A 23,934-nucleotide genomic window follows, 5' to 3' on the forward strand; every position below is an offset into this window, starting at 1 on the left:
CGTTTTATACGCACTGATCGTTTAAATCCTCGACACGTTTTGACGTTTTTTTTGCAAGCGGCAACGTAAAATGCCCTCCCCAGCCATCGTGGAAGCCGTCAATGACCGACGCAGACGAAGAAATCCTGAACCAGGCAGCGCACTGGTGCCTGCGCCTGCAGGAGGACGATTGCACGCCCGACGAACGCCAGGCGTTTGAGCAGTGGATTCAACTCAGCCCGCGCCACGCCTTCGAATACGCGAAAATGCTGGAAATCTGGGACATCAGCGAGCAATTGCCGAACCACTCGACGACTCGCAAAAAACTGCTGACCGATCCTCCCCGGCCCGCCGCGAAGGAGCAATCCTCACGGTGAGCATTCGGGGTTAGAATCCGCGGGGTTCGGCTTACAGTTTAAGGATGATCCCGGCATGGCCACCCCCGACATTTCCCTGCAAGACACCGCCGCCCCCGAGGGCGTCTGCTTTGGCTGCGGCAGCAGCAACCCACACGGTTTGCACATCAAGAGCTTCTGGCACGAAGACGGCGTGCACGTCATGGCCGAGCACGTGCCCGAGGCCAAATACTGCGGCTGGCCGGAGCTGGTCTACGGCGGTTTGATCGCGATGCTGGTGGACTGCCATTCCAACTGGACGGCGATGGCTTATCACTATCGGACCGAGCAACGCGAACCCGAAAGCCTGCCGCGCATCAACTGCGTCACCGGCAACCTCGGCATCAAGTTCATCAAACCGACGCCGATGGGCGTGCCGCTGACGCTGAAGGCTAAAGTCGAAGGTGAAGTCGGGCGTAAGACCCGAGTGATCTGCGAGGTCTACGCCGGGGATGTGCTCACGGCAGTGGGCGATTCGGTGTTTGTGCGAGTGGATACCGAGCAGTTGGCTGCGGCCGCGCACGGTCGCTGAAATCCGTTACTGAAGGAAAACACGATGTCCGACCGCAAAATCATCATCCCCGACTCCATGAAAACCATCGTCGAACGCGCCGGATACGCGCCGGCGGTTCTGGTCGGCGACACGCTTTACTGCGCCGGCCAGGTGGGCCGGACGGCTGACTTGAAGGTCATCGAAGACCCCGAGCAACAGTTCATTCGTGCCTGGGAAAACCTCGACGAAGTGCTGAAGGCCGGTGGCTGCACCTTCAACGATGTGGTGGAGATGACCACCTATCACGTCGACATGAGCCAACACATGCCGGTGTTTCGCGAAGTGAAAAACCGCGTATTCCCCAAAAGCTTCTGCGCCTGGACCTGCATCGGTGTCAGCGAGCTGGCCCATCCGGGGCTGCTGGTGGAAATCAAATGCGTGGCGGTGCGCAGACGCTGAGCCTTACGCCGGCTGGTGACTGGTCACGCAGTGAATCCCGCCACCACCGGCCGCAATGGCGTCGATGTTGATCTGCACCACGTCGCGGTTCGGATAGAGTTTTTTCAGCAGGTCGAAGGCCTTCTTGTCCGCGCCCTTGTCGCCAAATTCCGGGGCAATCACCGCGCCGTTGATCACGAAATAGTTGATGTAACCGGCCGCGAAGTCGTCGTTGTCCTTGTTGAATTTGGTGTTGCGCGGCTTCAGCGGTGGCGACACGGTGTGGATCTGCAACGGACGACCGTCGGCGTCGGTAGCCTTTTTCAGGATTTCCAGGTGCGCCAGGGTGACCTTGCTGTCGTAGGAGCGCGGATCGGTGTCGAGGTTGGCGATCACCACGCCGGGCGTGACGAAGCGCGCATAGAAATCGACGTGGGCATCGGTGATGTCCTTGCCCTTGATGCCCGGCAGCCAGATGATCTTGCGCAGGCCCAAACGTGCTTTCAACTCGGCCTCAACATCGGCCTTGCTCCAGCCGGGGTTGCGGTTTTCGTTGACCCAGCAGCTTTCAGTCATGATCGCGGTGCCGTGGCCGTCGACTTCGATGCCGCCGCCCTCGCCCACCAGTTCGCTGCGCTGGTAGGTCGCCTGCGCATCGGCCGCCACGCGTTTGGCGATCTTCGCGTCCTTCGAATGCTGTTGCTTGTTGCCCCAGCCGCTGAAGTTGAAGTCCACGGCGCCGAGTCCGTTTTTGTCGTCGATGACGAAGTTGGCGCTGATGTCACGCATCCAGATGTCGTCGAGGTTGGCGATCTGGTAGGTGATGTTGGAGGTGCCGCAGATCTCTTCGGCCAGGCTGCGTTCGCCGCTGCGGCAGTAGATGGTCAGCGGTTCGTAGCGGGCGATGGCGCGGGCGATCCGGCCCAGCGCTTCCTGGACGTCTTCGGTGAAGTCTTCCCAGATCGCGTCCTGCGCGCCGAAGGCCATGTAGGCGCGCTCGTGTTTGTCGCCCTCGTCGGGCATGAACCAGCGACCTTCGCTGGCCGCCAGCAAACGCGCCGGTGACAGGCCAAGGCCCATGACGGCAGCGCCTGCGCCGGCGGCGACTGAAACCTGTTTGATGAACTCGCGACGAGTCGGCATGTGTACGTTCCTGATGGGTAAGGGGCCGCCGAAGCGGCCCGGAAAAATCACTGTGCAGTGGCGGTCTTGAATTTGGTCCAGGTGCGCATGCGGGCGCGCATGTCGGCCTGGGGAATATCCTTACCCGGTATCAGACGAGCATAGGTCGCTTCGTCGAGGTAGATGTCCGGGTTGTTGCGCATCGCCTCATCCACGTTTGGCCGGGCCTTGGCGTTGGAAGTCGGGTAACCGGTGAAATTGCTGATCGCAGCCATGTTCTCCGGGCGCATCAGGAAGTTGATGAATTCGTAGGCGTATTCCGGATGTTTGGCATCCACCGGTATGGCCATGGTGTCCATCCAAACCGTGGTGCCTTCACGGGGTACGCGGTACTGGAAGCGCGTCTGTTTGCCGGCGCTGTCCGAGGTGCGCTGAGCCTGGGTCATGTCGCCGCTGTAGCCGAGAGACAGGCACAGGTTGCCGTTGACCAGATCGGTCACCGGTTGCGACTGGAACTTGCGGATGTACGGCCGCAGCTTCATCAGCAGATCACTGGCCGCCGCCAGATCCGCAGGCTTGGCGCTGCGCGGGTCGCGGCCCAGATAGTTGAGCACCACGGCCAGCACTTCGTCCGGCGAGTCGATCATCGAAATCCCGCAATCGGCAAACTTCGCGGCCAGTTCCGGTTTGAACAGCATGTCGAGGCTGCTGACCGGCGCGTCGGCCATGCGCTGTTTGATCTGCTCGGCGTTGTAGGTCAGGCCGATGGTGCCCCAGGTGTACGGCACCGTGGCCTTGTTCGAATGCTCGTAATGACTGCGCAGCTTTTGCAGGCCCGGTTCGATGTCGTTCAACGCCGTGACCTTCGACGGATCCAACGGCAACAGGCTGCCGGCGCGCATCAGGCGTTCGGCCACCGTGTCGCCGGGGAAGATCAGGTCGTAGCCGCTGCCGCCGGACAGCATCTTGGCTTCCAGGGTTTCGCTGCCGTCCATCACGTCGTAGATCACCTTGATCCCGGTTTCGGCGGTGAATTTGCTCAACGTGTCTTCAGCGAAATAATCCGCCCAGTTGTACAGCCGCAAGGTCTTGTCTTCGGCGTGTACGGCCGGCATCAGACCAGCCAGCGCCAGGCCCAGAGCGCCCAGCAACCACTTGTGTGAAACAGGCATATCAGACTCCTTGGGGATTCCAGCGGGCGTTAAGGTGACGGCCGTCCTGGCTCAACAAGGCGCCGTACATTTCCGGACGACGGTCGCGGTAGATGCCCCAGCTCAGGCGATCTTCACGCATGGCTGCCAGATCCAGGCTTTGCACCAAAACACCGGTGCTGGCGCGGTCGGCTTCCACGAGCATTTTTCCCTTGTGGTTGCAGATGAACGACGAGCCATAGAAATTCATTTGCAACGTCGCATCGGTGCCGGCCACTTCGCGGCCGACGCGGTTGGAGGCGATCACCGGCAGCAGATTGGCAGCGGCGTGGCCGCGCATGGTCATCTGCCAGTGATCTCGCGAGTCCAGATCCGCGCAGCCCGGTTCCGAGCCGATGGCCGTCGGAAACAACAACACTTCGGCGCCCATCAACGCCATGCAGCGGGCAGTTTCCGGGAACCACTGATCCCAGCAGATGCCCACGCCGAGGCGGCCGAACGCGGTGTCCCAGACTTTGAAACCGGTGTCGCCGGGGCTGAAATATTCCTTCTCCTGATAGCCGATGGCGTTGGGGATGTGGGTCTTGCGGTACACGCCCAACAGGCGCCCGTCGGCATCGGCCACGCTCAGGGAATTGAAGTAAGCGTTGCCGGCCTTCTCGTACCAGCTCAGCGGTAACACCACGCCCAGTTCGCGGGCGAGCGCGGCGAAACGCGACAGCACCTGACTGTCGCGGTACTCCTCGGCCAGCGCCATGTGATGGTGACTCTGCTCGATGCAGAAATACGGCGTGGCGAACAGTTCCTGCAACAGGATCAACTGCGCGCCCTGCGCGGCCGCTTCACGCACCAACTGCTCGGCGCGGTCGAGGTTGCTTTTCAGGTCCCAGGTGCACGGCATCTGGGTGGTGGCGACTTTGAGCAACGTCATCGATCAACCCTCCACCGGCCAGGCTGGCTGTTGCTGGGTGATGCAGTGCACACCGCCGCCACCGTGAGCCAGATGATTGATCTGCACCGGCACTACTTCGCGGCCCGGGAACGCCTTGGCCAGGGTTTCTGCCGCGACATGGTCGGCCTCGATGCCGTACGCCGGCATGATGATCGCGCCGTTGGCGATGTAGAAGTTGGTGTAAGAGGCGCAGAACACTTCGGCTTCGGTGTCCACCGCATCGGTGGCTTCGTACAGCTCGATCAGCTCGAATTTGCGGCCCTGAGTGTCGGTGGCCAGCTCCAGTGCGCGGCGGTTTTCCCGCACGACTTCGGCGTACACCGAGCTGCGATCGTGCGTCGCGTCCACCAGCAACACGCCGGGACGGGCGAAGGCGCAGACGCCATCGACGTGGCCGTCGGTCATGTCGCCGGTGACGTAATCCGGATCGCCCGGCAGCCAGATGGTCTTCTTCACGCCGAGCAGACGGCTGAAAATCTCCTCCATCTCCGCCTTGCTCACGCCGGGGTTGCGGTTGGGGTTGAGCAGCACCGATTCGGTGGTGATCAGCGTGCCCTCGCCGTCCACGTGAATCGCGCCGCCTTCGTTGCTCAGCGCCGTGCCGAAGCACTCGCCGCCCAGGTGATTGAGCACGCGACGGGCCAGGCTTTCGTCCAGATCATGGGCCGACTTGCCGCCCCACGCGTTGAAGCGCCAGCTCACCCCGGCCAGACCTTGTTCCGGGTGAATGACGAAACTCGGGCCAGAATCGCGGCACCAGCTGTCGTTGACCGCCAGCGGAATCAGTTCGATGTTCGGCCCGCACAAGGCTTTGGCGCGGGCGATTGCCGACGGATCGACGACCATTTTCACCGGTTCGAACCGGGCGATGGCATTGGCGACGCGGGCGAAATCTTCCTGCACCAACGGCAAAGTGACGCCCCAGCCCGACTCCCACAGGGCCTGATTGTGTGGCCAGACCATCCAGGTCGCCGCGTGCTTCACCCACTCTGCCGGCATCATCCAACCGCTGTTGTTGTTTTTGTTCTGCTGCATGGTAAAAAGCCCTTTGAGTTAAGCCATTGTGTTCAATGAAAACAGCCTTGGCGGCGTTGACGTGCATGCTAATGGCGGCCTGAAGGGCAAACAAACGATGGATTTAGCGGAAAACTGATTAGAGGAACTTATCGATCATGCTGAAACACTGGCCACCCCTCAGCTCGTTGCGCGGCTTCGAAGCCGCCGCAAGGCTGGGCAGTTTTCACAAGGCCGCCGAGGAACTGAGCCTCACGCAATCGGCCATCAGCCAGCAGATCCGCAGCCTTGAGGCGTACCTCGAGCAACCTCTGTTTTTCCGCAGCGGACGCAGCGTCAGCCTGACCGACGCCGGCCACGATCTGCTCAGCACCACTCAGGCGATGTTGCAGCAACTGTCGGTGGGCATCCGGCGGCTGGGGCAATACCAGAAACCCAATCAACTGGTGCTCAACACCACGCCGGCGTTTGCCCGGCACTGGTTGCTGCCGCGACTGGGGGATTTCCGCCGTCAGCATCCGAATGTGGACCTGTGGATTTTCAGCACCGATGAAGTGCCGGACATGGCGACCCAGACCATCGATCTGGCGTTGCGCGACGACATCAGTTCGCAGGCTGAATGCAGCTTCAAGGTGCTGCATGCCGACCGCCTCTACCCCGCGTGTCATCCGAGCTTGTTAAGCGTGCCGAGCGCCCAGCGGACGACGCTGCACGGCGAGCGGGAAATGGACTGGAGCCATTGGGCGGTGGAATCGGGGATCGATGTCGGCCAGCAGGATCAGGGCCTGAATTTCTCTGATCCGGGCCTGTTGTTGGACGCGGCGTGTTCAGGTCTGGGGATTGCGCTGGTCAGTCAGTTGCTCAGCCGTCAGGCGCAGCAAAACGGGCTGTTGCAGCCACTGGTGGAGCAAACCATTCGCGGCCCGAACTGGGCGATGCTGACGCACCGCGACAGCGAGAACGACCCGATGGCGCGATGCTTCAGTCAATGGCTGACAACTCAGCTGGCAGAACCCGCCCCGCAGGTTCAGACCGCCGTGAAATGACCGGCGCCGAGCCGGCCTTCCAGTCGACCGAACAGTACGTAATGCTGATAACCGCTGGTGAAGGCACCCGTGGAAATCGCGTTCCTGACGTCCTGATTCATATGCAGGTATTGCGCTTCGTCGAAGTTCTCGGCACTGACTTCGCCATTGCGACCAAGCCTGTCGCTGTCAACTGGCAACCCCATGATCGTGCGTCGCTGAAAGTCGATGATCCGGTTGACGGCGTGACTTTCGAGCGGTCCCCGGTTGGAGTGCGCCGAGTAGATGTGCAATCCGTTGTTCGCGCAGCGATTGCACATGTCGATGCAGTTCGACTGAGTGGACTTGCGTTCGGTCAGTTGCGCCAGCGGCATGTCCAGGTATTTGCCCACCTGATATTCGGTCTGATTGAAAATCGAACAACACAGGATGGTGTTGCCATTGCAGTCGAGCACCAGCCAGTCATCCTTGAGCGTGCAGGCCTGCTGGGGGTACTGGCGGACCAGATTGACCAGGTCGTCGTAGGGCGGCAACGCGAGTCGCTGCAGGGTCTCGCGATCAGTATCGGTCACCGACGGGTCGCGCTCGATCAGCGCCAGCGTCTTCTCCAGCGGCATCATCACTGAATAACCGGTCGAGAACTGAAAGCCCAGGCTCTGGCTGAATTCGCGCATCAGCCCTTCTTCTTCCATGTTGTCCAGGTAGCGGTGGTAATAGACCTCGATCCGCGTGTTCAAGCCATGTTGCTGCTTGAGCTCATGCAGTTTGATCATGTTGGCCTTGACGACTTCAATGTCACCGCCCACATGGCCCTGTTCGTACGTCTCCTGATAAAACCCGGATAGCGAGATACGGAAGAACCATGGATTGGCGAGCATCGCCGTCTCCATGTTTTTCGCCAGATTCAGGTTGGAACTGATGCCGCTGCGCAAACCGGCCGCGTTGATGATTTCGACAAACTCGCCAATTCGCGGGTGGATCAGCGGCTCGGTCCAGTTATACAGAAAAATCGCCTCGACCCCTTCGTTTCGGGCCTTCTCGACGATCTTCCTGAACATGTCAACTTGCATGGCTTTCTTGAAGTTGACATTTTCCGAGTTACCCATCGGACACGAAGGGCAGCTCAAATTGCACGCGCCGACAATATCGATGTACATATTCATTGCGAGTGACGCTCCTGGGGTGAATAGCGGTGCATCCAGACTGTCGACTTTTGTGATTGCCGTTATTCGCTATTTTTTTGACAGTCCAAGAGCGCCGCGAGCAAGTTCCGCGCCATTGGCACGCTCGGCCATCAATTCCACGATCCAATCGATAAATACCCGCAGCTTTTGGCTGATATGCCGGTTCGGCGGGTACGCAACGTACAGTGGCATCGGGTCAAGCGCCCAGCCCTCGAATAGCGCCACCAGTTCACCCCGGGCCTCGTGCTCTGCTGACATATAGCGAGGCAGCCAGAGCACTCCCAGCCCGGCGAGGCCTGCCGCCAGATAGGCGTTGCCGTCATCGACCGCCAGGACATGCCGGCCCTTGATCAGCAGATTTTCGGTTGCGTTGCGCAAGGCGTAAGGCACCGGCCTGCCGGTGCGCGCCCAGAGGAAACCGACCACCCGGTGGTGGCTGTTTTCCAGCTCACGGGGATGCATCGGGGTGCCGGCGCGGGCCAGATAACTCGGCGCGGCGTACACGCCAAGCTGAAGATCCGCCACCTTCCGGGCCATCAGTGACTGATCGCGCAGCTCCCCGCCACGGATAACGCAATCGACGTTTTCATCGATGATGTCGACGATCCGGTCACTGACGCCCATGTCGATCTGGATCTCCGGGTAGCGCGCGTAAAACTCGGGCAGCGCCGGCACCAGAATCAGATTGGCCAAGGGGCTGGGCACATCGACCCGCAAACGGCCCTTGGGCTGGGTCGCGGCGCCGGGAAGACTCGTCTCCGCGTCGTCCATGTCCGCCAGCAACTTGATCACCCGCTCGTAATAGGCCGCACCGTCCGCCGTGGCGTTGACCTTGCGCGTGGTGCGGTTGAGCAACTTCACTCGCAGCCGCGCTTCCAGTTGCTGGACGAGCTGGGTCACGGTGGTCTTGCTCATGTGCAACGTCTCGGCGGCTTTGGTGAAACTCCCCGCCTCCACCACCCGGGCGAAGGCTTGCATCGCGTCAAAACGGTCCATCACCCACCTCTGATAGCGGCTCGATTGTTTGGGATTTGCAAACAGTGATCGCCAAGGTTGCGCGTTTATCGTGCCGAGGCAAGTCCCTACAGTTGCTCCATCACCGGTTTTCAACCCATTGAAGGAGACACCCCCATGACTAATGCCCAGCCAAAACGCGACGTGGTTTTCCCGCCGGGACGCCATGCGCTTTACGAGCGCAATCGTTATTCCCCGGCAGTTCGTTCCAATGGTTTTCTGTTTGTCTCAGGCCAGGTCGGCAGCCTTGAGGACGGCTCGCCGGAACCGGATCTCAAACAACAGGTAAGACTGGCCTTCACCCACCTCAACGCCATTCTCGGCGCGGCCGGTGGCAGCTTCGATGACGTGGTGGACGTGACGGTGTTCATGGTCGATCCGCAATCGACCTTCGAAACCATCTGGGAAGTGGTGCCGGAGTTCTGGGGCGAGGCACCGCACCCGACCATTACGGCGGTCGGCGTGACGTGGCTGTATGGCTTTCAGTTCGAGATCAAGGTGATTGCCAGGTTGCCGGAGGAGACACGGGCGTAGGCTTGCGGCAATTGCTCACAATCCGTGTTCAACGGCTTCACTGAAGCGCTCTTGATGCCATTTCTGCGATCAATATTCTGTCCTCATGTTGTTTTTGCCCCGGACAGAAAAGAGCGCAAGCCATGCCTAGCCCGAGAACGCTGTACCAGAAGCACATCGACAGTCACACCGTCTGCACCCTCGACGATCAGGGCCACGTGCTGCTTTACATCGACCGCCAGGTCGCCAACGAATACACCAGCCCGCAGGCCTTCAGCGGCCTGCGCGAGGCCGGGCGTACGGTGTGGCGGCCTGCGGCGACGCTGGCAGTGGTCGATCATGTGAACCCCACCGCACCGAAACGCATCGCGACCATGCCCGACGCCGGGGGCGCGCGGCAGGTGTCGTACTTCGAAGAAAACTGCCGCGACTTCGGCATCGAGCTGTTCGATGTGCTGGACAAACGCCAGGGCATCGAACACGTCGTGGCGCCGGAACAGGGCTTCATTTTGCCGGGCATGGTGGTCGCGGCCGGTGACAGCCACACCACCACTTACGGCGCACTGGGCGCGTTCGGTTTCGGCATCGGCACTTCGGAAATCGAGCACCTGCTGGCAACCCAGACGCTGGTCTACAAACGCCTGAAAACCCTGCGGGTGACGGTCAACGGCGAGCTCGGCGCAGGCGTCACCTCCAAGGACATCATCATGGCGCTGATCGAGAAGATCGGCGCTTCCGGCGCCACCGGTTACGCCATCGAATTCACCGGCCCGGCCATCAGCGCCCTCAGTGTCGAGGCGCGCATGACCATCTGCAACATGGCCGTCGAGGCCGGCGCCCGGGGTGCATTCATGGCGCCGGACGACAAGGTGTTCGCTTACCTGCAACGCAAGCCGCGTGCGCCCAAGGGCAAGCTCTGGGAGCAGGCCGTCGAGCAATGGAAAGCCCTGCGCAGCGATGAGGGCGCGTTGTTCGATCGCGAAGTCATCCTTGATGTCGCCGCACTGGAGCCGATGGTGACCTGGGGCACCAGCCCCGATCAGGCCGCGCCGATCAAAGGGCACGTGCCGGACCCGGCCGCCCAGCCCGATCCGATCCTGCGTCAGGGCCTGCAGCGCGCCCTCGACTACATGGGCCTGACACCCGGCATGCCGCTGAACGAAGTGACGATCAGCCATGCCTTCATCGGTTCCTGCACCAATGCGCGGATCGAAGATTTGCGTGATGTTGCCCGCGTGGTGCGCGGCAAGCGTGTGGCGGCCCACGTACGAGCGATGATCGTTCCCGGCTCGACGCTGGTACGCAATCAGGCCGAGGACGAAGGCCTGGCGCAGATTTTTCTCGACGCCGGTTTCGAGTGGCGGCAATCGGGTTGCTCGATGTGCCTGGCGATGAACGACGACGTGCTCGCGCCAGGCGATCGCTGTGCGTCGAGCACCAATCGCAACTTCGAAGGCCGTCAGGGCGCCGGTGCGCGCACCCACCTGATGAGCCCGGCGATGGTCGCAGCGGCGGCCATCAGCGGCCATTTGACTGACGTGCGCACCGTCGCGCTGGAGGCTTGAACCATGCAACCTTTCGACACCGTCAGCGGCAGCGCCGCGCCGTTTCTTGCATCCAACATCGACACCGACGTGATCATGCCCAAGCAGTTTCTCAAGGGCATCGATCGTCAGGGGCTGGATCGCGGGCTGTTCTTCGATCTGCGCTTTCTTGCGTCCGGCGAACCCAACCCTGAATTCTTGCTCAATCAGCCGGCCTGGCAGGACGCGGCGTTTCTGGTGACCGGCCCGAACTTCGGCTGCGGTTCCAGCCGCGAACACGCGGTGTGGGGCTTGAAGCAAGTGGGGATCCGGGCCTTGATCGGCACCACGTTCGCCGGGATTTTCTACGACAACTGCCAGCGCAATGGCGTGCTGGCGATTCAACTGGATGACGCGCAGTTCAAGCGCGTGGCCGAGGCGATCAGCGTCCCGGCAACCGCGCGGATCAGCGTCAACCTGGCGCAACAGACCCTCGAGCTGGCGGACGGCACGCTGATCGGATTCGAGATTGATCAGTTGCGCAAGCAATCGCTGCTGCTCGGACTGGATGCCATCGGCACCACGCTGCAACGCACCGAGCAGATCCGCGCCTTTGAAGCGCGGCATCTGGCGGACAATCCCTGGCTGGGTTGATGGCAAAAAAAACGGGCGGTTCATTGAACCGCCCGTTTTCATTCCACAGACAAATCGCGGAAGTACTCTTCCAGAAACTCCACGCACACCCGCAATTTCGCCGACTCGCTGAGCCGGGTCGGATAGACCGCCCAGACGTTGGCGCTCTGGGTGTAGCCGTCCAGCACCTGCACCAGCCTGCCCTGCTCGAGCATCGGTTTGACATCCCACATCGAGCGCAACAGGATCCCGCCGCCGCTCAAGGCCCACTCCAGCACGATCTCGCCGCTGTTGGAGGACAACGGGCCATTCACTCGCACCGTTTCTTCCTGTCCGTCCTTGCTCAGGGTCCAGATACCGAATGCGTTGTTGCGTTCCTTGAGCACCAGACAATCGTGGTCTTTCAGATCTTCAAGAGACTGCGGCGTGCCTCGGCGTGCGAGGTATTCCGGTGTGGCGCACAGCACGCGCCGGTTGCTCACCAGTTTGCGCGCCAGATGCTGGCCCGGCAGGTCATCGCCGACGAGGATTTCCAGATCGAAGCCCTCGCCCACGAGATCGACCACCCGGTCGAACACGTCCAGCCGGATATCGAGTTTCGGACACGCCCGGGACAACTGACTGATCGCCGGCGCCACATGATTGCGGCCGAAACCGAAGCTGCTGCAAATGTGCAGCGAGCCCGCCGGCTGGTGCCGGGCCTGGGAAATCTCGCCGAGGAACTGATCGAAATCCCCCAGCAGCTTCTCCGCCCAGATCCGCACCCGCTCGCCATCGTCGGTCAACGCGATGCGCCGGGTGGTGCGGTGCAGCAGCTTGGTGGCCAGCGTGGTTTCCAGCACCGAGATGCGTTTGCTGATGTAGGCCGGTGAGAAGCCCAACTCGTCGGCGGCGCTGGCAAAGCTGTTCTTGCGGATGACGGTGAGGAACACCTTGAGGTCTTCGGGCAAGGGAAATTGGTCACGATTCGTGTTCATAGGCCGCATGCTTCCGCTGTTTATCACGCATTTTGCGAAGGATACCATCGAATCACCGCCTCACCACCCTAGCCCGGTGCACCGTGGTTTCCCGTCAATCCTCGATAAAAACAAACATGAGGACATGCGTCATGAGCGACTCCCTTGAGCAATCCCTGAACGTCGACGGCCCGCGCGCCGGCGGGTTCATCCAGCGCCTGTGCAGCTATGAGATCGGCGTGATCCCGCTGCCGATCTTCCTCGGCATCGCCGTGATCGTGTTTCTGTCGGCCCACCTCGGTTTTCTGCCGAAGAACATGATCGGCGGTCTGGCCGTGATCATGACAATGGGTGTGTTCTTCGGCCAGATGGGCTCGCGTCTGCCGATCCTGCGGGAAATCGGTGGCGGCGCCATTCTGTGCCTGATGTTGCCGTCGGTGCTGGTGTTCTACGGCTTCTTCGGCGCGCCGACGATCGACGCGACCAAAATGCTGATGAAGGAGGCCAACTTCCTGTACTTCGTGATCGCCAGCCTGGTAGTCGGCAGCATCCTGGGCATGAGCCGGTTCATCCTGGTCCAGGGCATGATCCGCATGTTCATCCCCTTGCTGGCCGGCACCCTGGCCGCCGTCGCGAGCGGGCTGATCGTCGGCAAACTTGCCGGCTACAGCGTCTACCACACGTTCTTTTTCATCATCGTGCCGATCATCGGCGGCGGCATCGGCGAAGGCATCCTGCCGCTGTCCCTGGCCTATTCGACGATCCTGGGCGGCACGCCGGACATCTACGTCGCGCAACTGGTCCCGGCGGCCGTGGTCGGCAACATTGCAGCGATCATCTGCGCCGGTTACCTGGCGCGGCTGGCGCTGAAACGCCCGGCCATCAACGGTGAAGGCGCCCTGATCCGGTCGAAAGTCGAAAACGATAAATTCAAGGTCAAGGATGAGTCCGCCACCGCCATCGACCTGCGACTCATGGGCGCTGGCGTGCTGGTCATCTGTGCGTTCTTCGTCCTCGGTGGCCTGCTGGAAAAGGTCGTCGGGATTCCGGGGCCGGTGATGATGATTCTCGCGGCGGTGCTGTTCAAATACGTGCGTGTGCTGCCGGAGAAACTGGAAAAAGGCGCGCAGTCTTTCTACAAACTGGTTTCCGCCGCCTTCATCTGGCCGGTGATGATTGGCCTTGGAATGTTGTATGTGCCGCTCGACAGCGTGGTGAAGGTGTTTTCGATCGGCTATGTGCTGGTGTGCCTCAGCGTGGTGGTGTCGATGACCGTCGCCGGTTTTTTCATCGGCAATCTGATGAAGATGTACCCCATCGAATCGGCCATCGTGACCTGCTGCCACAGCGGCCTGGGCGGCACCGGCGACGTCGCGATCCTGTCGGCCTCGAACCGGATGCCACTGATGCCCTTTGCCCAGATCTCTACCCGTATCGGCGGCGCCTCGACGGTGATCCTGGCGACGCTGTTGCTGGGGTTCGTTGCCTGAACAGAATCGGCTTGTTGCCGGTGAGCTTCCGGCGGTTCATCAACCCGGCTCCGCAGTTTTCCGCACGGTTGCCGCTAAAAAACTAGAACTCGCGCCAAAGCGCTGCATCCAACGTTTAAGCCAACGGAGGTCAGCGCCATGAACAACGACATTAAAGCCCCACCTACCGATACGTCCGGCAAACCGGTCGATGTGGTGAAACGCGATCTTGAAGACCCGGACGACGACACGCGCGGCGTGGATGAGGTCATCACGCCCTCGTCGACCCGCACCAAGGAGCAGGACGTTGAGGAGTTGCAACGCAAGGTCGACGAAATCGAACGCAAGGTTGCGGACGGTAATTGATCGGTTCGTCAAACGCAGGTCTTTGCCAGGTTTTCGGGCTACAGCAGTCGCGCCGGCTTGCATGGCGATCGCTGAAAAGCCCGAAAAACCTGACCGGCGATACCGTCCGGGAAATAAGTAGCTGTTTTGCCTGAAATTTATTGGCTTCAGGGGTTCACAGAACGCAAGAGCGCTGGTAAAGTGCCGCCCACTGTTGCAGAGGTCCTCCCGGGACTGAAACCAATAGCTACAGGGGCGTCGCCAAGCGGTAAGGCAGCAGGTTTTGATCCTGCCATGCGTTGGTTCGAATCCAGCCGCCCCTGCCATTTTTTCCTCGTTTCACCCTCCTCCGCGTCACCTCCGCCTCAACGGCAAATCAGTTCTTTGAATTCAACGTAATCGCCGAACGCACCAGCGCTTTCAGAGCCTTGGCATCGATCTTGTCGTCTTCGTGAACATCAATCGCCCGCCGGGTATTGCCATCCAGACTGGCATTGAACAGTCCTGACGGATCCTCCATCGCCGCGCCTTTGGCAAAAGTCATTTTCACCACGGCCTTGTAGGTTTCCCCGGTGCAGATGATGCCGTTGTGTGACCAGACCGGAACGCCGCGCCACTTCCACTCCTCGACGACCTCCGGGTCAGCCTCATGAATGATCGCGCGGATCTCGGCCAGCTTCTGGCCACGCCAGTCATTCAGTTCCTTGATTCTTGCATCGATCAGCGCAGAGGGATTCTCAGTCGCCGCGCCGCTGCTGTCCTTCTTCATATCCTTGTTCTCCCGAAAACTTTTTCCGCTATCCAGCGTAGCGCCGACTGCGCCAAACGCCGGGCAAAAAAAGCCCCGCAAGGTGCGGGGCAAAGAATTGGTTGGTTGCGGCCAACCAAAGGAGCATCGTCAAAAGCGTTAACCGTCAGGCGTTACAGGCACTCCTGGGCAGCCCGTTCAAAACTCGACGGCAGGAAACTCGACGCCAGCAAGTGGCGCTCATATAAAAACACCTTGCCGCCGTCCTGTGCCTTGTAGGCTTCCAGGACGTTGTCCGCCGCCACCTTGCTCGGCACCACGATCCGGTAGCTGCGCTGGGTCTGCGAAACCGTCGGGTTCAGCGCACTGCCCTGCAGTTTCGGCACCACGCATTCGGCGTACTGGGCGGGCGTCTTGTGCGTCTGCAGGATCAGCGTCGGGTCGTTTGGCGCAGAAGCGCAGGCGGTCAGCAACAAACTGGCAGAAGCCATGGCAGGGATAAAAAAGGCACGCATGGATAAAATCCTGAAAATAAAAAGTTCGGTTCTTCGGCAACGTTCAGTGTCACGGGCACTGCCGTTGCCGTTTTGCTTTAGGTGTTCAGCCTGCACTTACCAAGGCTTTGAGCGAGTCATCGAACTGCTTCAAGGCACTCAGTTGCAGGTCGCGCTGCTGTTCGATCCCGGCAGCGATTTCGGGCGCTGCCTTGTTGTGTACCCACACTGACGGCAGTTGCTTCTCCACCGCGCCTTCGGCCTTGCCGATATATTGCAGGTTGGCGTCGTAGAAGCGTGCGGCGAACCGCGCTTCGACCTGACTGTTGCGTTGGGTCAGCAGACGGTTGTGAGTGTCGAGCATCACCACCACGTCCGGATGAGCCTGCACCAGCGCATCGAGGCTGTCGTAGACGGTCACCGAGAGAAACTGTTGTTGCAGCGAACTCATCAGCCAGTCGATGGCCAGTTCCGGATCGGAGCTGTCGACGAAGGCGTCACGGATCCGCGCATCGAGCGCATCCTTGGCACCGTTCACCGCCACATCGTGGTAACGCTCGAGGTATTGCAGGTTGTCCAGGGTGTTTTCGCTGTACAGCACACCGACGGTTTGCGAGTGCTGCAGCGCGGCGCTGCTGCCGGCGACGGGCAGAAAATGGCACGATTTGGCGTCGTCTGCGTAAGCCGGGGCTACGGTGGCGGCCACCCCGCCCATCAGCAGGGCGACTACAGCCAGTCGGGTCAAAGTCTTCATCGCGCAATTCCTTCAGCGGCGTGTTCGATGGAGGCGATTTTCCGCCGATCGGCGCCAAAGCAGAACTTGCGTTTCTTGATGGTCACTATTACTTGAACCAATAGTTGCGCGGCGTGCAGACTGCTGCACACTCAATCACAACGAAAACAGATGAGGATTACCCGTGCGAACCTTTGATCTGATCCGCGATGCCGTCCTGCCCGAATTCCGCGACCGGGTGGCCGAATACCTGGTCGAATACGAAACCGTGCTGGGCCAGTCAGCGAACGATTCAGAGTCGGTGCGGGCCGTGGCCAATCAGTTGCGCGGTTATCTGCGCGGCCTCAATACCACCCGAGTGCTGGGCATGGCGGATTGGGAAGAGCTCGACCGGCGCGTGCTGAACACCTGGCTAGCGCCCGCTTGATGACACGCTAGACTCTTCAGGCTGCGCCCGCAGCGCCAGACCTGGAGGTGTCCCATGAGCAATAACACCGAACCCACGACATTCACCGGCTGGGCCGCCACCTCGGCCGGCGCGCCGCTGGAGCGCTTCAGTTACGACCCCGGCCCGCTGGGGGATGAGGAAGTCGAAGTCGCCGTGGAGTACTGCGGCGTCTGTCATTCCGACCAGTCGCTGATCGACAACGACTGGGGCATCAGCCTATACCCGTTCATTCCCGGTCACGAAGTGGTTGGCCGCATCGTGCGCACAGGCCCGCAGGTGCGCGGTCTGGAAGTCGGCCAGCGCGTGGGGATCGGCTGGTACAAGGGCAGCTGCATGCATTGCTCGTCCTGCATCGGTGGCTCCCATCACCTTTGCGCCACCGCCAAACCGACGATCATCGGCAGCCATGGCGGATTCGCCGATCGGCTGCGCACTCACTGGGCGTGGGCGCTGAAACTCCCGGACAACCTCGACCCGGCCCTCGCCGGCCCGCTGTTCTGCGCCGGCTCCACGGTCTTCAATCCGCTGGTGGAATTCGACATCAAGCCGACCGACCGGGTCGGCGTGGTGGGCATCGGCGGGCTCGGTCACCTGGCGCTGCGCTTTCTCAATGCCTGGGGTTGCGACGTTACCGCGTTCACCTCTTCCCTGAACAAACAGGACGAAGCCAAACGCCTCGGTGCCCACAAAGTCGTCGCCTCCACCGACAGCGAAGCGCTGAAAGCGATTGCCGGCACTCTCGACTTTCTGCTGATCACCGCCAACGCCAACCTCGACTGGACGGCGATGCTCGCCACCCTGCGCGGCAAGGGCCGGCTGCACTTCGTCGGCATCGTGCCCGACGCGATTCCGGTGCATGTGTTCAATCTCATCCCGCAACAGAAATCCCTGTCAGCCTCCCCGGTCGGCTCGCCTGCCACGGCGGCGACCATGCTGGAGTTCTGCGCGCGGCATCAGATCCTGCCGCAGGTTGAGGAATTTCCGATGAGCAAGGTCAATGAAGCGGTTGATCATCTGCGCAGCGGCAAGGCGCGGTACCGGATTGTGCTGAATGCCAGCAAATGAACCCAAAGGCGCGTGAGTCAAAAACTCACGCGCCTTTTTTTGCGCTTGCTGAAGACCCATCAATATTTTTATACCTGCACACCAAAAACAGAATTTCATTTATAGATACGCAATCCCTAGCCTCTCGCCATCGTCCACTTGCGAGAGGCTCCCATGCCATTTGTCATTTACATCTTCACCCTCAGCGCCTTCGCCCTCGGGCTCGCTGAATTCGTGCCGATCGGCCTGACCGAGGTCATGGCGCAAAGTCTCGGCGTTAACGTCGAGGCCACCGGCGCGACCATCACTGCCTATGCCTTGGGCGCTACCGTTGCCGCACCGATCTTCAGCGCACTGACCGCCAGTTGGTCACGCAAGAACGTAATGCTCGCCACCGCATTGGTGTTCAGCGCCGGCAGCCTGGCGGCGGCGTTTTCCAGCACCCTGACGCTGATGCTGATCGCCCGTTTCATCGCCGGTATGGGCCACGGCCTGTTCCTGGCCGTGGCGTCGAGCACCGCCGCGCGCCTGGCGGGTCCCGGCCGGGCGGGCAGCGCCGTCGCCGTGGTGTTTTGTGGTTTTACGCTGGCAATGGCCATTGGAGTGCCGATCAGCACCTATCTGGGTGGCGTGATGTCGTGGCGTCTGGTGTTGGCCGCCATTGCGGTGTTCGGTGTGATCGGCTTCTTTGGCCTGCTGTTCGGCATGCGCGATCCACTGCCGACCGCCGCCGACAGCGGTTCGGCACTCGATAGCCTCAAGGCATTGTTGAACCGGAAACTGTTGGCCGGTGCGCTGGTCACGGTGCTCGGTTACGCCGGCTCTTTTGTGGCCTACACCTACATCGCTCCGGTGCTGACGGATGTCACCGGCACCACCGCCGCCACCGTCGGCGTGTTCATGTTGCTGTACGGCGTGATGGCTGCGATCGGCAACGTGCTCGGCGGCAAACTCACCGACGCCTGGGGCGTCGACCGCGCGAGCGCCACGCTGATTGCCGGCATTGCGCTGGTCACCGCGGGCATGTGGGCGTTTTCCGGATCGTCGGTGTTGATGGGTGTGCTGGTGGCGTTGCTCGGAATGTTCAGCTTCGCGGCCGTGCCGGCCTTGCAGGCGAGACTGATCGGGATTGCCGAACAGCATGCGCCACACGCCCACGGTGTCGCTGCCGGCCTGAACATTGCCGGGTTCAACTCCGGGATTGCCCTCGGCTCGGTGGCCGGTGGCGTGACAATCAGCCAGATAGGCCTGAGCTATGTCGGCCTCACCGGCGCCGTGGTTTCGGCACTGGGCCTGCTGCTGATTCTCGGGCAGATGTCCGCGAGCTCCGCGCCGCGTTATCGTCCGGCTGACAACGCCTGACGAACCTTGCTTCGGGAAACGCTGCAACGGCGTTTTCCCGAGGCGAGCACGCCTGCCGCCCGCCATGGTAAAAACCAGATTCAGCCCCCGGACATCGCCAACCCATGAGCCATCTCACGCACCTGCGAACCTTCCTCGAAGCCTACCGCGCCAGGTCGTTTTCCAAAGCTGCCGAGCATCTGGGCATCACCCAGCCGGCGGCTTCGATGCACGTCCAGGCTGTGGAAGCGCTGGTGGGCAAACCGCTGTTCCATCGACTGCCACGAGGTGTCGAGCCGACCGAAGCCGCCGATGAGCTGGCCCGCTCGGTCGCGCCTTACCTGGACGGTCTGGAAAACAAGATCGCCTCGCTGCGCCCCGGCCTGCTCAAGGGCGGCACGATTCATCTGGTCGGCCCTTCGGATTTCATTCACTCGCAAGTCGCCGCCCGCCTCGCACCGTTGATGGATGAAGGATTCCTGCTGCGTTTTCACACCGGCACGAAAAAGCGCATCTACGAAATGCTCGAATCAAAACAGATCGATTTCGCAATCACCGCTTCCCTGCCCGACGAACAGACCCATGGGTTCGCCCATCTGCTGACCGAACGCATGCTGCTGGTCTACGCGCCGAGCCTGCTGGATCGCTTGGGCCAACACCCGACTCAGGAGCAACTGACCCAGGTGCCGTTGATTGCCTTCGACGAAGACCTCGCCCTGGTGCGCCCGCTGTGGTCGTCGATGTTCCAGATCGCCCCGCAACTGCAAGCGTCGCTGACCATTCCGGATCTGCGGATCATCAAAGACCTCGCCATCGGTGGCCACGGCTGGACGGTCCTGCCGGATTATCAATGTGCCGATGCGATTGCCGATGGCCGCCTGATTTCCCCGACCGTACCGGCTGAAGCGCCGGTCAACGTGCTGTACCTGGTGTGGCGCAAGAGCGCGTTGCAGAGTCCGAGCCGGGTGTATGTGCGGGACTTTCTGTTGAATGCATTCTCCCCGATGTGACAAACCAGCAAATAACCAGAAAGAATTAATAAATAAACAATCAGTATTTATCGTTATAAAAATCTCGGCGTACTCTCACCTCATCCCGTCATTGAACACAGTGAAGTGCGCCATGAAACCAACTGACAACCTGATCGACTTCGCCGTCTACCGCAAACGCCGCCACGCCCAGCAACAGGCCCGGCTGATGTGGGAAATGTATGCGCGCAATGCCGGTTATCAGGCTTGGCAGTGGGTGCAGGCCGCTCGTTCCGGCGAGACGCGTCAAGCGTGAACGCCCGTGAACCCTCGCGCTTTCTGGCGAGCGCCGATGAACCTGTGGTGGACCTGAACAACCTCGATTCCCTGGAAGAAGACCCGATCTGTGAACGTGTCGCGCAGAACCTGCAACGTCTGCGCGGCAAGCGGCATCTGTCGCTCGATGCCCTCGCCCGCCAGTGTGGCGTGAGCCGGGCGATGCTGGCGCAGATCGAATCCGGGCGCAGCGTGCCGTCGATCAAGGTGCTATGCAAAATCGCCAAGGGTTTGAAGGTGTCGGTGGCGGCGTTTCTCGAACATCGCGCGTTTGAAGGCGTGGCCGTGTTGTCGGCGAGCCAGAGCAAGCGGCTGGTCAGCGCCAGCGGTGCCTTTGTCAGCCGCGCGCTGTTTCCCTTTGATGTGGCGCGCCAGTCGGAATTCTATGAACTGCGCCTGAGCCCGCTGGGCGAGGATCAATCCGAGGGCCACGGCCCGGGCGTGCAGGAAAACCTGGTGGTGGCCCAGGGCGTGCTGGAGATCAGCGTCAACGACGAGCGCTATCTGCTGTCGACGGGCGATTCGATCCTGTTCTACGCCGACCAGCCCCATCGTTACCGCAACCCCGCCGACAGTGAAGCGGTGGCGTATCTGGTGGTCACTTACCCCGAACGCCTGGACTGACAAACAGACAACAAAAAGCCCGACCGGGAATCTCCCGCTCGGGCTTTTTCATGCGCTGGCGAAAATCAGCAGGTGCAGCACATCATCGGCATGCCGTTGCAGCTCATCATCATCGGCATGCTGCAGTCGTTCATCATCTTCATCATCAGGGCGCAGCAGTTCTTCATCATGTCCATGTTCATGCCCGGCATCGGCATGATTTTGCACATCATGCAGTCGGCCATCATGGTGCATTCCATCACGCACTTCATCGATGGCATCGGCATGCCCATCATCGGCATTGGCATCATCATGTTCATCATCGGCATGGCCATGGCCGCCGGGGACATGCACATCATGCTCATGTTGCCGCAATGCATCATCATCGGCATGCCGCAGTCCATCATCATCTGCATCATTTCAGCGCTGTTCTTGAACATGGCCATGTCCATGCCAGCGGCCGGCATCATCTTGCACATCATGCCGTCGTCCATCATGTCGCAGCTCATGGTCGCCATCATCATCGGCATGCCCGTCATCGGCATCATCGGCATCATCGGCATGTTGGCGTTCATCGGCATTTGCATCTGCATGGCGTTCATCATGGTGTAGCTCCCTGAGGATTAAGAACTGGATGAGAAGTTGATGGAGCGGATTCTAAGGATTGGGAAATCCGCAACAAGCTGTCCATCGAGCAGCAAAAACTGCTGTTCAAACGCTTCAAGTGCAGCGTTCCGTGCGACTTGAACCGTTGCAGCAGCAGAGTAGACGCCATGACAGATCCGGCAAATGCGGAAGCAGGTTTTTGAATGTCATGGATATGCGATCCAACACCAAGCAAATAACTTAAAGAAATAATCGTTCTAACCAGCGGGCATTATTTTCACTGTGTTTGCTTATTCCATTAGTTCAGCAACGATCCACTTTTTAATCTTTTATTGCTATTAACCCTCCCCTCTATAATTCGGGACAGTTCTTAACAATAAGGAAGTTCCATGCCGCAACGTTTACTACTGGCAGCACTGTTCCTGGCGGTCGCCGGGTGTGCCAGCCCTCCTCCGGTTTCCGTGCATACCAAGGATCCCGCAAGTTCCACACTGCAAGGCGATGCCACACGACCGGCGCAGGCGCAGTGGGTGCGCACCGAGTTGTACTTCTCGGTGGGGCCGCTGGAAGGCAAGGAAGGTGTGGTGAGCCCGGCGCGCTGGCGCGAGTTTCTCGATCAGGAAGTGACGACGCGGTTCCCGGACGGGTTCAGTGTGTTGGATGCGTATGGGCAGTGGAAAGACCACGACGCGAAAGTGCCCGAGCGGCTGGCGACCAAGGTGATTGTGATCCTGCACGAAAGCAGCGCGAAACGTGAGAGTGACATCGAGGCGATTCGTTTGGCGTACAAGCGGATTACGGGGGATTTATCGGTGTTGCGGTTGTCGCAGCCCGCCGCGGTGTCCTTCTGATCGCCTGCCCTCACCCTAGCCCTCTCCCGGAGGGAGAGGGAACTGACCGTGGGATGCTTCAGAACTACGCCGACCTGAACCTGCCCTTCTGAATCCATAATCGACTCAGTGTTTCAGGTCGATGGATAGCGTCAGACAACCCGGTCGGCCCCCTCTCCCTCCGGGCGGTCCGACGTTTCGGGAGGGCTGGGGGTGAGGGCCTGGCGTCAGTCGCCCCACCACTGCCAAAAGCAGAGCCCCCACCAGCAACACCACAATCCCCAGAAAAGCGCCGAAACCAACCACCGTCACGCTGGAATACAGCATGTAAACGCATAACCCAAAAAACAGCAGCGGCAACAGCGGATAAAGCGGCACCCTCACCGGCCGGGGCACCTCGGGGAAGCGCCCCCGAAGAATAATCAACGCCACGCTGCTCAAACTCAGAAACAACCAATACACCGGCGTCAGATACTCGACCATGGTGTTGAAGCCACTCTGAGTAAAACTGCCAAACACCACCAACAACAACGCCACCGCCCCCTCGGCCAGCAACGCCTTGCGCGGTACACCGTCACGCTCGTCCCATTCGCCAAATCGTCGCAGTTGCGGCACATCGCGGGCGGCGGCGTAGGTGGTGCGGGCGCCGACCAGCAAGGTTGAGTTGATAGTGGCGATGGCCGCGATGCCGACCATCAGCAGGATCAGCAGCACGCCCGGGGCACCGAAGGCGCGGTTCAACAATTCCACCGCCGGTGCATTGCTCGCTGCCAGGCCTTCGAATCCCAGCCCCTGGACGAACGCCCAGTTCAGTGCCAGATAGATCGCCATCAACACCGTCAGCGCACCGAGCATGGCGATGAAGATCCCGCGTCGACCATCGCGCACTTCGGCGGACAATGTCGCTGCATCGCTCCAGCCGCCGAAGGCCAGAAACACGAAGATCATCGCCGCAGAAAACCCTGCCGCGCCGGTGTGTTCGGGCACGACCGGATCGCTGGGCAGCGCGGGTTCGATCCCTTGCCACGCCAGCCAGACTCCGGCGCTGGCAATGCTCAGGAACCCGAGAGCAAGCAGCCCGACCAGCACCGTCTGAGTAATAAAACCAATTTGCTTGCCCGTCAGATTCAGCAGCACCAACGCAGCAATGATCGCACCGGCAAACACCCCTGATCCGTAATGCCCCAACGGCACGACCGCATTGAAGTAGTCGGCAAACATGAACGCCGACAACGCGATCCACCCGGTGTGCATCACCGAGAATCGCGACCAAGCAAACAGGAAACCCATACGCTCGCCATAAGCGGTGCGCAGGAAATGATAGTCACCGCCCGGATGCGGGAACGCGGTGGCCATCTCGGCAAAGCACAAGGCCCCGGCCATCGACGCCAGTCCGCCGAGCACCCAGACCCAATAGAAATGTTCCGGCCCGACGTTCAAGGCAACGGTCGGCGCGGTTTTGAGAATGTCGGTGGTGATCACCATGCCCAGCGTGATCAGCAACGCCTGGAACACCGGCAGATGGCGTTGGGGGCCGTGGGTTTTGCTCATGGTTCGTCCTGCATGCTTCAATCCTG

At 60.7% G+C, this 23,934-nt stretch carries 28 protein-coding genes and 1 tRNA gene; 17 read left to right on the forward strand and 12 right to left on the reverse strand.

Going from position 1 to position 23,934, the window contains the following annotated elements; all coding sequences use genetic code 11:
- Window positions 1-101 precede the first annotated feature (101 nt).
- Genes L6D82_RS19775 through L6D82_RS19785 form a run of 3 tightly spaced genes read left to right on the forward strand, consistent with a single transcriptional unit; the run spans window position 102 to window position 1,326 of the window.
- A complete protein-coding gene (locus L6D82_RS19775; RefSeq protein WP_236191162.1) occupies window positions 102-356 on the forward strand; it encodes a FecR/PupR family sigma factor regulator in 255 nt (84 codons plus the stop codon).
- A gap of 55 nt (window positions 357-411) precedes the next feature.
- Window positions 412-906 (forward strand): PaaI family thioesterase, encoded by a 495-nt coding sequence (locus tag L6D82_RS19780; protein ID WP_236191163.1) that lies wholly within the window; start codon window positions 412-414, stop codon window positions 904-906.
- Between the two features lie 24 nt (window positions 907-930).
- Entirely contained in the window at window positions 931-1,326 is a 396-nt protein-coding gene (locus L6D82_RS19785) for a RidA family protein (RefSeq protein WP_236191166.1), read from the forward strand.
- Window positions 1,327-1,329: 3 nt separating this feature from the next.
- Here L6D82_RS19785 and L6D82_RS19790 read toward each other — a convergent pair whose 3' ends face one another.
- From L6D82_RS19790 to L6D82_RS19805, 4 genes are read right to left on the reverse strand one after another with little or no spacing between them, the layout of a single operon-like run.
- Window positions 1,330-2,448 (reverse strand): agmatine deiminase family protein, encoded by a 1,119-nt coding sequence (locus L6D82_RS19790; RefSeq protein ID WP_236191167.1) that lies wholly within the window; start codon window positions 2,446-2,448, stop codon window positions 1,330-1,332.
- A gap of 47 nt (window positions 2,449-2,495) precedes the next feature.
- Window positions 2,496-3,599, reverse strand: a complete 1,104-nt coding sequence (locus L6D82_RS19795) for an extracellular solute-binding protein (protein WP_236191170.1) — start codon at window positions 3,597-3,599, stop codon at window positions 2,496-2,498.
- A 1-nt stretch (window position 3,600) separates the two neighbouring features.
- On the reverse strand, window positions 3,601-4,509 hold the full coding sequence (gene aguB / locus L6D82_RS19800; protein WP_236191171.1) for an N-carbamoylputrescine amidase: 909 nt from the start codon (window positions 4,507-4,509) through the stop codon (window positions 3,601-3,603).
- Window positions 4,510-4,512: 3 nt separating this feature from the next.
- Window positions 4,513-5,565, reverse strand: coding sequence for an agmatine deiminase family protein (locus L6D82_RS19805; RefSeq protein WP_236191172.1), 1,053 nt, complete (start codon window positions 5,563-5,565; stop codon window positions 4,513-4,515).
- Between the two features lie 137 nt (window positions 5,566-5,702).
- On the opposite strand from L6D82_RS19805, the gene L6D82_RS19810 reads away from it, so the two are divergent.
- Window positions 5,703-6,590, forward strand: coding sequence for a LysR substrate-binding domain-containing protein (locus L6D82_RS19810; RefSeq protein WP_236191173.1), 888 nt, complete (start codon window positions 5,703-5,705; stop codon window positions 6,588-6,590).
- Here L6D82_RS19810 and L6D82_RS19815 read toward each other — a convergent pair.
- Together L6D82_RS19815 and L6D82_RS19820 are read right to left on the reverse strand one after the other, a co-directional pair.
- Complete coding sequence (locus L6D82_RS19815) at window positions 6,572-7,732, reverse strand: radical SAM protein (RefSeq protein ID WP_085655368.1); 1,161 nt, start codon at window positions 7,730-7,732, stop codon at window positions 6,572-6,574. The genes L6D82_RS19810 and L6D82_RS19815 overlap by 19 nt on opposite strands.
- 69 nt (window positions 7,733-7,801) lie before the next feature.
- On the reverse strand, window positions 7,802-8,749 hold the full coding sequence (locus L6D82_RS19820) for a LysR family transcriptional regulator (RefSeq protein WP_236191175.1): 948 nt from the start codon (window positions 8,747-8,749) through the stop codon (window positions 7,802-7,804).
- 135 nt (window positions 8,750-8,884) lie between these two features.
- Here L6D82_RS19820 and L6D82_RS19825 point away from each other — a divergent pair, with 135 nt between their 5' ends.
- The 3 genes from L6D82_RS19825 to leuD all read left to right on the forward strand — a co-directional run bounded on the left by L6D82_RS19825 (window position 8,885) and on the right by leuD (window position 11,457).
- Complete coding sequence (locus L6D82_RS19825) at window positions 8,885-9,301, forward strand: RidA family protein (protein ID WP_236191176.1); 417 nt, start codon at window positions 8,885-8,887, stop codon at window positions 9,299-9,301.
- A gap of 122 nt (window positions 9,302-9,423) precedes the next feature.
- A complete protein-coding gene (leuC, locus tag L6D82_RS19830; protein WP_236191177.1) occupies window positions 9,424-10,845 on the forward strand; it encodes a 3-isopropylmalate dehydratase large subunit in 1,422 nt (473 codons plus the stop codon).
- Between the two features lie 3 nt (window positions 10,846-10,848).
- Window positions 10,849-11,457 carry a 3-isopropylmalate dehydratase small subunit gene (gene leuD, locus L6D82_RS19835; protein WP_236191178.1) on the forward strand — a complete coding sequence of 203 codons (609 nt, stop codon included), beginning with the start codon at window positions 10,849-10,851 and terminating at the stop codon, window positions 11,455-11,457.
- Between the two features lie 38 nt (window positions 11,458-11,495).
- Here the strand turns inward: leuD and L6D82_RS19840 are convergent, their stop codons facing one another.
- A complete protein-coding gene (locus tag L6D82_RS19840; protein ID WP_236191180.1) occupies window positions 11,496-12,413 on the reverse strand; it encodes a LysR substrate-binding domain-containing protein in 918 nt (305 codons plus the stop codon).
- Between the two features lie 131 nt (window positions 12,414-12,544).
- On the opposite strand from L6D82_RS19840, the gene L6D82_RS19845 reads away from it, so the two are divergent.
- The 3 genes from L6D82_RS19845 to L6D82_RS19855 all read left to right on the forward strand — a co-directional run bounded on the left by L6D82_RS19845 (window position 12,545) and on the right by L6D82_RS19855 (window position 14,532).
- Window positions 12,545-13,882 carry a 2-hydroxycarboxylate transporter family protein gene (locus L6D82_RS19845; protein ID WP_236191181.1) on the forward strand — a complete coding sequence of 446 codons (1,338 nt, stop codon included), beginning with the start codon at window positions 12,545-12,547 and terminating at the stop codon, window positions 13,880-13,882.
- A gap of 138 nt (window positions 13,883-14,020) precedes the next feature.
- Window positions 14,021-14,227 (forward strand): hypothetical protein, encoded by a 207-nt coding sequence (locus L6D82_RS19850; RefSeq protein WP_236191184.1) that lies wholly within the window; start codon window positions 14,021-14,023, stop codon window positions 14,225-14,227.
- 230 nt (window positions 14,228-14,457) lie between these two features.
- Window positions 14,458-14,532 (forward strand) — tRNA-Gln (locus L6D82_RS19855).
- Between the two features lie 50 nt (window positions 14,533-14,582).
- Here the strand turns inward: L6D82_RS19855 and L6D82_RS19860 are convergent.
- The 3 genes from L6D82_RS19860 to L6D82_RS19870 form a co-directional block, all read right to left on the reverse strand.
- Window positions 14,583-14,975: a DUF1801 domain-containing protein gene (locus L6D82_RS19860; RefSeq protein ID WP_236191186.1), complete on the reverse strand. Its 393-nt coding sequence runs from the start codon at window positions 14,973-14,975 to the stop codon at window positions 14,583-14,585.
- A 152-nt stretch (window positions 14,976-15,127) separates the two neighbouring features.
- Window positions 15,128-15,469, reverse strand: coding sequence for a hypothetical protein (locus L6D82_RS19865; protein ID WP_236191188.1), 342 nt, complete (start codon window positions 15,467-15,469; stop codon window positions 15,128-15,130).
- A gap of 85 nt (window positions 15,470-15,554) precedes the next feature.
- Window positions 15,555-16,202 carry an ATPase gene (locus tag L6D82_RS19870; RefSeq protein ID WP_085747479.1) on the reverse strand — a complete coding sequence of 216 codons (648 nt, stop codon included), beginning with the start codon at window positions 16,200-16,202 and terminating at the stop codon, window positions 15,555-15,557.
- Between the two features lie 163 nt (window positions 16,203-16,365).
- On the opposite strand from L6D82_RS19870, the gene L6D82_RS19875 reads away from it, so the two are divergent.
- The 6 genes from L6D82_RS19875 (at window position 16,366) to L6D82_RS19900 (ending at window position 20,942) form a co-directional block, all read left to right on the forward strand.
- On the forward strand, window positions 16,366-16,608 hold the full coding sequence (locus L6D82_RS19875; protein ID WP_011333772.1) for a hypothetical protein: 243 nt from the start codon (window positions 16,366-16,368) through the stop codon (window positions 16,606-16,608).
- A gap of 54 nt (window positions 16,609-16,662) precedes the next feature.
- Window positions 16,663-17,694: an NADPH-dependent aldehyde reductase Ahr gene (ahr, locus tag L6D82_RS19880; RefSeq protein WP_236191190.1), complete on the forward strand. Its 1,032-nt coding sequence runs from the start codon at window positions 16,663-16,665 to the stop codon at window positions 17,692-17,694.
- 153 nt (window positions 17,695-17,847) lie between these two features.
- A complete protein-coding gene (locus tag L6D82_RS19885; RefSeq protein WP_236191192.1) occupies window positions 17,848-19,035 on the forward strand; it encodes an MFS transporter in 1,188 nt (395 codons plus the stop codon).
- A gap of 104 nt (window positions 19,036-19,139) precedes the next feature.
- Window positions 19,140-20,024, forward strand: a complete 885-nt coding sequence (locus L6D82_RS19890) for a LysR family transcriptional regulator (protein WP_085747482.1) — start codon at window positions 19,140-19,142, stop codon at window positions 20,022-20,024.
- A gap of 112 nt (window positions 20,025-20,136) precedes the next feature.
- Window positions 20,137-20,298 carry a hypothetical protein gene (locus tag L6D82_RS19895; protein WP_165369527.1) on the forward strand — a complete coding sequence of 54 codons (162 nt, stop codon included), beginning with the start codon at window positions 20,137-20,139 and terminating at the stop codon, window positions 20,296-20,298.
- A gap of 53 nt (window positions 20,299-20,351) precedes the next feature.
- Window positions 20,352-20,942, forward strand: a complete 591-nt coding sequence (locus tag L6D82_RS19900; protein ID WP_162130482.1) for a helix-turn-helix domain-containing protein — start codon at window positions 20,352-20,354, stop codon at window positions 20,940-20,942.
- Window positions 20,943-21,007: 65 nt separating this feature from the next.
- Here L6D82_RS19900 and L6D82_RS19905 read toward each other — a convergent pair whose 3' ends face one another.
- Window positions 21,008-21,526: a hypothetical protein gene (locus L6D82_RS19905; RefSeq protein ID WP_236191195.1), complete on the reverse strand. Its 519-nt coding sequence runs from the start codon at window positions 21,524-21,526 to the stop codon at window positions 21,008-21,010.
- Between the two features lie 390 nt (window positions 21,527-21,916).
- Here L6D82_RS19905 and L6D82_RS19910 point away from each other — a divergent pair, with 390 nt between their 5' ends.
- Window positions 21,917-22,378 carry a DUF3574 domain-containing protein gene (locus L6D82_RS19910; protein WP_236191197.1) on the forward strand — a complete coding sequence of 154 codons (462 nt, stop codon included), beginning with the start codon at window positions 21,917-21,919 and terminating at the stop codon, window positions 22,376-22,378.
- Window positions 22,379-22,483: 105 nt separating this feature from the next.
- Here the strand turns inward: L6D82_RS19910 and L6D82_RS19915 are convergent, their stop codons facing one another.
- A complete protein-coding gene (locus L6D82_RS19915; RefSeq protein ID WP_236191199.1) occupies window positions 22,484-23,908 on the reverse strand; it encodes an APC family permease in 1,425 nt (474 codons plus the stop codon).
- Window positions 23,909-23,934 lie beyond the last annotated feature (26 nt).

Origin of the sequence: Pseudomonas paraglycinae, from assembly GCF_021601625.1 — a bacterium.
Classification (GTDB): domain Bacteria; phylum Pseudomonadota; class Gammaproteobacteria; order Pseudomonadales; family Pseudomonadaceae; genus Aquipseudomonas; species Aquipseudomonas paraglycinae.